Here is a 7,026-nt window from a genome sequence, read left to right as displayed (position 1 = left end):
TCACATGTATTCCCAAGACAGTTTTATGCGCTATTAAATAAATTTCTGGCCATTGATGTTTTTATGGAAAAGCGCAACCAGCTTATTTTTACATGGCCATCAGCATTGCAACCATTTCGTATCGTGGCAAGACAAGTATTATGGGCGTCTATGGTGAAAGACAGTTTCATGAACCAAAACCCGTTTATTGCCGTTTACTAAGCTTCGCGAATGACAGGTATAGGGAAGCCTAAATCTATATCCCAATGTCGCTTATGGGTCGCGACGCGACTGTCGTCTCATCAGATTCGTCACCGGAGAGCGGTCAATCAAATCCCATTCCTGAAAGCCGCCGTTCGTTACTGAGTTCAATCGACCCACAGCCGTCATTGACATCCAATATCTGATCGTCCGGTCTCTGATTCTTAGCCGACAATCACCAGCCAGTCGGTCAGATAGGTCATATTTACCGACAAATTTTTTCCCAATACTTTCAGCATGTCGTTCGATTCACGTAAATTGATACGGCCATTGATTTTGAGTTCTCGCAAGGTATTGTCCTTATAAATCACCACACCGGTTCTGTAGCGGCGGATTTGGCTGATGACGCTTTCCAGAGAAGCATTCTCAAACACCAGAAAACCGTTCACCCAGGAGGTTGTCAGCGCCGAGTTTAGTAACCTGGTTTCACCAAGTCCTGCGGCATTGACTGACACAGCTTCGCCATCATGCAAAACAAGGGGCTGCTTCAAGGTGCGCCGATCTATCACTTCAACCCGACCAGACACGACTTTGACTTCGTCGCTCTCGCTTTTTTCATGCACGAAAAATCGGGTTCCCAGTACACGGGTCGTCGAATGACTGGCCTGGACAATAAATGGCCGATTGGGGTCGGGTTTAACCTCAAAATAGACCTCGCCCTTCAATAGCTCGACTCTGCGTTGCGAGCCATCCATGCTAACGGCGATGGAGCTGTCAGTATTAAGCATTGCTGTAGAGCCGTCATCGAAATAAACGGTTCTGCGCTCCCCCACCTTAGTCGAATAGTCGCCTTGCATCAATATCACCAGTTCGTTGCCAAACAGCAAGGATATGACCAGACAGGCCGCCATCGCCAGTGGCACTATGAAATTAATGGATAGAGTTTTCTTTGGCGGTGCGATGTTATGTTTTTGAGCAGTTTCACCGAGTGCTTGCAGCAGATCGGTATCGCCCCAAAGCTTACTAATTTCATTGAAGGTTTCACGGTGCAAGTCAGCCTGATTAAGCCATATAAGAAATGACGCTTTTTCCTCTCTGGAGACATTGTCAGCTCGTAACCGAATAAACCAAGCCACCGCTTGCTCATCAAGGTCATTATTAATATCGGATTCCAAGCGGTTCATCTCGTTTTTCTGTTTCATAGGTAACTGCTCAGTTTCTGCATATCAAACTCCCTTTAAATCAAATAAGTGATAAATACAACTGGCGAATCAAGTGAGTGTAAATCCTGCCCAAGTAATTGCAAGGCTGTCCGAGAACAGGGATCGTAACGAGGAAAAGCCATTTTAAGTCGGATTTTTTGGTCATTTTATAGAAATAGTTTGTACGTGTAACGAAATGAGCGGGATTTCTGGCAGAAATTGCTTTTCCGCAGTCGGTTTTTTATTCTTGGACACCCTCTTGGTACTTAAATTATTTTGATTTTTTCGAATCCCATGTCAGCAATTTCAGTTTTGTAGCGTTAAATTTACCCGACCTAATTAATGCTAACCAAGAACTTAGGTCTCGCATGCGCTTTGTTGGATAGCGAATCGTTGATGCGCTATCAAGCCTGCTTTAGGCGAAGTAGCTTTATTCCGGCGTCGGAATATTAATAGTTACAACAAAATCATTTTCCGGATGAGGTAAATTTCAAGTTCGCTCGTCTCCTTTGGGTAAACGCATAGCTTGTACTAACAGCGCTATCTGCAAGTAATAAGTTCGGTTTTTTAGGACTTAACCCGAGCACGAAACGACTAAGGGAAATTTTAGAATGATTAATAAAAAGAAAAATGTTTTGTCCGGTGAAATTGCGCTTAATCCCGGAAAAAAGCTCAAAGGCTGTTTCGTAAAAGGGGTTTTTATTTTGACGTGTTGTTACGCTGTACCGGCATTATCGGACGCAGACAAAGCCCAAAAAATTCAATTTAACCTGCCGTCCGCTGATTTGGCTTCGGCATTGAACCGTTTTGCAGAGCAAACGGGCATGGAATTAAGTTATCCCACTGCTATGGTAACAGGCTTAAAAGCCAAGCCGCTTAAAGGTGGTTACAGTGTACAAGAAGGCATGAACGAACTGTTACGGGGAACCGGCTTGACCTATCGTTTGACCGGAAGCAATGGCGTGACTTTGCAGAAAGTGGTGGATGCGGATCCTAAATCGGATAGCGTCACATTGAAAGAAATGACGGTAACAGGTAAATCAAGCTATGCTGATGACGATCCTTATAACCCCAATTACAATCGCACCACTGCCACCACTGCCACCACTGCCACCACTGCCACCAAGACCGATACGCCGATCATGTTGACGCCGGCTTCGATACAAGTTGTACCGAAGGTGGTGATGAACGATCAACAAAATATCAATATCCTGGATTCGCTCAATCGAAATGTTAGTGGCGTATCGGCTAGAACCGGGTCAGGTGTTTTATATGATAACTTTATTATTCGCGGATTCACCACCGGTCTCGTCGGTAATGCTTATCGTAACGGCTTGCTGTCCCCCAGTAATTTTTACGAACCATCTAATATTGAGCAGCTCGAAGTACTGAAAGGCCCTGCTGCAGCACTTTATGGGCGTATCGAACCAGGCGGCATAGTTAACATCACTACCAAAAAACCGTTGGCGACGCCTTATTATGCGTTGCAACAGCAGTTCGGCTCTTATGATCTTTATCGCACTACTGTCGATGCGACAGGCCCCATTGACGATGCTAAAACTCTCTTGTACCGATTCAACGCGACTTATCTCGACAATGGGTCTTTTAAGGATATGGTCAACAATGATCGTGTTTTTATTGCACCTACTTTAAGCTGGCGACCGAATGATAAATTTGAAGCCAATTTAGAGCTGGAATACAAGCACGACAACTTTGTTAATGATTATGGAGTGCCGGTGCTAAAAGGTGCCAACCGCCCCGTTAAGTTACCATCTAATACTTTCCTTGGGGATTCGGCAGCGTATCGGGGTGAACAGGAAAACGTATTGATCGGAGCCGACTGGAAATTCAATTTTAATGATAAATGGAAACTAACTAACCGATTTCTTTGGGAAGATTGGAGTCAAAAGGAAACTGATATAATTCCGATGAGTATGCGGGCAGACAACCGAACCTTGAACAGGGGGTTATTCAAGGTCCAACAAAGTTGGGAGACTTTTACTACCAATTTAGATTTGAACGGAAAATTTGACTTGTTCGGCACTCGGCACGATATATTGATTGGTGGTGATTTCTATCATAATAAGTGGCCAGGCTCATCTAGTTTTAACGGCGCTATAGCCGCTGTGCCGACTATAGATATTTACAATCCGGTTTACAACCAAGCCAACCAAACGGCTATTGATAAACAAGCCAATAATAGCTTTCAGACACGCCTTGATCAATGGTTTGGCGTTTATTTTCAGGATCAAATTACGCTTTTGGATAAGCTGCATATTATGGGCGGCGGTCGCTATGATTGGTCGTTAAATGGAAGAGGAACTTCAACAACTTCGGTGCAACAGGCGAACAACAGCTTCAGCGATATAGAGACACAAAACTTCAGTCCAAGAGTCGGTTTGCTATATCAGCCCTGGGAGTGGTTATCCTTGTACAGTAACTATTCGCAATCCTTTAACGGCAATAGTGGATTTTCAGCTACAGGCAAACAATTTGATCCACAAGTCGGCGAACAATTTGAAGTTGGATTTAAAAATGAACTATTTGACAAGCAGTTATCGACTTCAGTGGCTTTTTATCACTTGACAAAAAGCAATACTTTGACAGCTGATCCCAATAATCGGCTGTTCAATCTTGCGATAGGCGAGGCACGTAGCAAGGGGATCGAAGTCGATATTAAAGGCCAAGTGACCGAAAAGATTAATTTGATTACCACATATGCTTTTACCGATACCCGGGTCACCAAGGATAATTCCGGGATTGTGGGTAATAAATTATCGAACGTGCCGGATCATCAGGCTAGCGTTTGGGGTACTTACCAACTCACCGAACGATTCAAAGTGGGACTTGGTGAAGTACTAGTCAGCAGTCGGCAGGGCGATGCCGCCAACACCTACCAATTACCCGGATATGCCAGGACAGACGCGATGGCGGCTTATATCCAGCCCATCGGTAAATCCCGATTAACAACTCAGTTAAATATTAATAATCTGCTGAACAAGGATTATTTTAGCGATAGTTCTGCATACAACGGCGGTCGCGTTTCGGTACTTGTCGCTGCACCGATTTCGGTAATGGGCTCGTTGAAGTTGGAATATTAGTTAAAGTTGCACTCGGATTGCATGGTTTCATGCAACAAAACTTTAACTTCACGAAACCCCAAGATAGCGCTTCTGTGACCTAATTTCCAATTTGGACAAACTGTGAAAGTATTCGTTTTTTCTACAAAATTAAAAAACTCACTGCGAAGGCAGGAAGGAAGGATACGAAGTTTTCAATAGATTGAATAAAAGCGATTATTTTCCTCGTGTACTTCGTGGTGAATAATGTTTTTAACCCGTTTTTTGATAATATTTTCACAGTCTTTGGATAACTCGTCGTTAAACACAAATGGCTGTAAGACTCCTTAATGCCTGACGGAATGATAAGCTTTGGGTGTTCTTACATACTTGTGTCTAACGATAAGAGCTCGAGCTTGGGAACTAGCCTCAGAAAGGAAGGATGAATAATGATATGAACCAGGCCGATTCGATAACTCAACAACATTTACCAAATCAACGCCTATCCCGGCTTAAAGCCCGGCGCAAAAACTGGCTAGCGGTACATCTATGGCTAGGCTTAAGCCTGGGATTTTTGCTGTCTATTTACGGTATTACCGGCAGTATCTTGGTATTTCATGAAGAAATCGATGAATGGCTTAGCAGCGAGTTGTTAATCGTCAAGCAGCCGGAATATTCAATGGTTTATCAGCCCTTGGCAGCTATTTTCGAGGCTGGTCGAAAAGCCATGCCGACACGAGCCAAACATACGTTCGCCACCTACCCGCGCAATGAGCAAGCGGCTTTTAAGCTCAGATATGCAGTTCTAACGACGGACGGCGTACGCGAAATATGGCAGGTTGCTGTCAATCCCTATACGGCAACGGTAACCGGCAAGTACTTGCAGGATCGCTCGGATAGTATTATTCCGAAAACCTTTGTCGATTTTATATTCAAACTGCATTACGCACTGCTGATTTCATCGCAGGATGTCAGTACAGTGGTGGTAGGACTGTCCGGGGCTTTATTGATGATTTCGGTGCTAACCGGTTTGATTGTTTGGTGGCCGCTGACTGGGCGTTGGCGGCAGGCGATGAGCTTCAAACCTAAATCCGGCTGCGTCCGCTTTAATTACGATTTACACAAAACAGTGGGGTTTTATACGACTTTGGCGATGATTCCAGTGTTGTTTTCCGGAATATACATGGTGCTGCCGCATCAGGTTGTGCCGGTGCTGGAGCTGTTCTCGCCGGTGACTTACCGTTATTGGTTCCAATCCACTCCGCCGACCGCTAATACCCAAGCCATCGGTATGGATCAAGCGGTCGCCATTGCCGTACAACGTTACCCAACCGGTCGGCCGCATTTTATTTATGGCGCTCCTTCAGCAACAAAAACCTATACGGTATGCCAGGATGGCGTTAATGCGCCCGGCAGCCTATTGCAGCGGCGTTGCGTAGTGATGGATCGCTATAGCGGAAAAATACTGGATGTGGATGATCCGACTATCGGCACAGCGGGGGAAGTGTTCACACATTGGCAATGGCCACTACATTCCGGACGGGCGTTCGGTATGACTGGGCGTATTTTGGTCTTTATCACCGGTTTAGCCTGTCCGGTGTTATTTGTAACCGGAGTGATTCGTTGGCTGCAAAAGCGAAAAGCCCGGAAAAAGGCTGCGGCTTCGGTCAGCGCTTGAAAAATGATAAGGTTAATAAAACAGTACGGTGAACATATAGATAAAAATCCCCTCAGCTCTTTATTCTCTGATGCGAACGTTCAGGGTCGACAATGCGTCGATATATTATAGATACGTATTCGAAAGTGACCTGTCCAGACCATTTGTATCTTAACTGCCGAAAATTTTGATTACCAATTTCTTAATTTACTCGGCGGTTATATCCAGGTTATATGCTAATTCTTGGTAATAGGGGGCGGAATATCAACTAAAACACTTTAGTGGTCGCTATCCAGTTGCTGGATTTTGAATTGTTTACGGCAATGTAATAAAGCTTTGGCCATATGTTTTTCAACGGCGCTATCGGATATATTAAGTTCCTTGGCAGTTTCAACATAGGTCATGCCGTAAACTCTATTGAGGATAAATATCTCCCGCGTACGCAAAGGCAAGTCATCCAATATTCGCGTGATGGCGGCTAACCTTTCATCGATGGAGGCAAGTTTTTCGGCGGAGGGGAATTCACTTGACGGTAGTAAGGCCTGATCTTTCGTTTGTTGGTAATTTTCCGTTATTTTTCTATGCTTGATGTGATCGTAAGCAAGGTTTTTAGCAATTCTGAATAGAAAGCCACGCGGATGGTCGATAGTTTGTCTTTTTGCTTCACGGAAAAAAATAATGAAGCTTTCTTGAACAAGATCGGCAGCTATATCTGGGCAGTCAACAATTCGAGTTAAATGAAACCGCAATTCGGATTGGTGGGTTAAGTAAATAGCTTCTACGTTCAAGTTCAAATCCTTTTTCATTAGACATCTTTCCTAAATAATCGACATAGAATTTGGCCTTTATAAGGTTAAAATAGTGATCTACCTCTGAAAACACGGATAGCCATGACTCCTTATGCTCAATTACCAAGACACAAGCCTGA

At 44.3% G+C, this 7,026-nt stretch carries 5 protein-coding genes; 3 read left to right on the top strand and 2 right to left on the bottom strand.

The window, feature by feature from the left end; all coding sequences use genetic code 11:
* Positions 1–201 (top strand): hypothetical protein (locus tag N7974_RS19795; protein WP_262967261.1); only part of this gene is annotated, 201 nt, incomplete at its 5' end.
* A 203-nt stretch (positions 202–404) separates the two neighbouring features.
* On the opposite strand, the gene N7974_RS19790 is transcribed toward N7974_RS19795, so the two are convergent.
* Positions 405–1,382 (bottom strand): FecR family protein, encoded by a 978-nt coding sequence (locus N7974_RS19790; RefSeq protein ID WP_262967260.1) that lies wholly within the window; start codon positions 1,380–1,382, stop codon positions 405–407.
* 611 nt (positions 1,383–1,993) lie between these two features.
* On the opposite strand from N7974_RS19790, the gene N7974_RS19785 reads away from it, so the two are divergent.
* A complete protein-coding gene (locus N7974_RS19785; RefSeq protein WP_262967259.1) occupies positions 1,994–4,483 on the top strand; it encodes a TonB-dependent siderophore receptor in 2,490 nt (829 codons plus the stop codon).
* Between the two features lie 400 nt (positions 4,484–4,883).
* A complete protein-coding gene (locus N7974_RS19780; protein ID WP_262967258.1) occupies positions 4,884–6,119 on the top strand; it encodes a PepSY-associated TM helix domain-containing protein in 1,236 nt (411 codons plus the stop codon).
* Between the two features lie 257 nt (positions 6,120–6,376).
* On the opposite strand, the gene N7974_RS19775 is transcribed toward N7974_RS19780, so the two are convergent.
* Positions 6,377–6,904, bottom strand: a complete 528-nt coding sequence (locus tag N7974_RS19775; RefSeq protein ID WP_262967257.1) for an RNA polymerase sigma factor — start codon at positions 6,902–6,904, stop codon at positions 6,377–6,379.
* Between the last annotated feature and the right edge of the window lie 122 nt (positions 6,905–7,026).

This window comes from Methylobacter psychrophilus (genome assembly GCF_025583945.1).
GTDB lineage: Bacteria > Pseudomonadota > Gammaproteobacteria > Methylococcales > Methylomonadaceae > Methylobacter_C > Methylobacter_C psychrophilus.
Note: the sequence above shows the minus strand (reverse complement) of the source record. Positions and strands in the feature narration are given on the sequence as shown.

Bases quoted from the DNA above. Each gene is read 5' to 3' on its own strand.
- N7974_RS19785 (WP_262967259.1), top strand. From the start codon at position 1,994: ATGATTAATAAAAAGAAAAATGTTTTGTCCGGTGAAATTGCGCTTAAT.
- N7974_RS19790 (WP_262967260.1), bottom strand. From the start codon at position 1,382: ATGAAACAGAAAAACGAGATGAACCGCTTGGAATCCGATATTAATAAT.
- N7974_RS19780 (WP_262967258.1), top strand. From the start codon at position 4,884: ATGAATAATGATATGAACCAGGCCGATTCGATAACTCAACAACATTTA.
- N7974_RS19775 (WP_262967257.1), bottom strand. From the start codon at position 6,904: ATGAAAAAGGATTTGAACTTGAACGTAGAAGCTATTTACTTAACCCAC.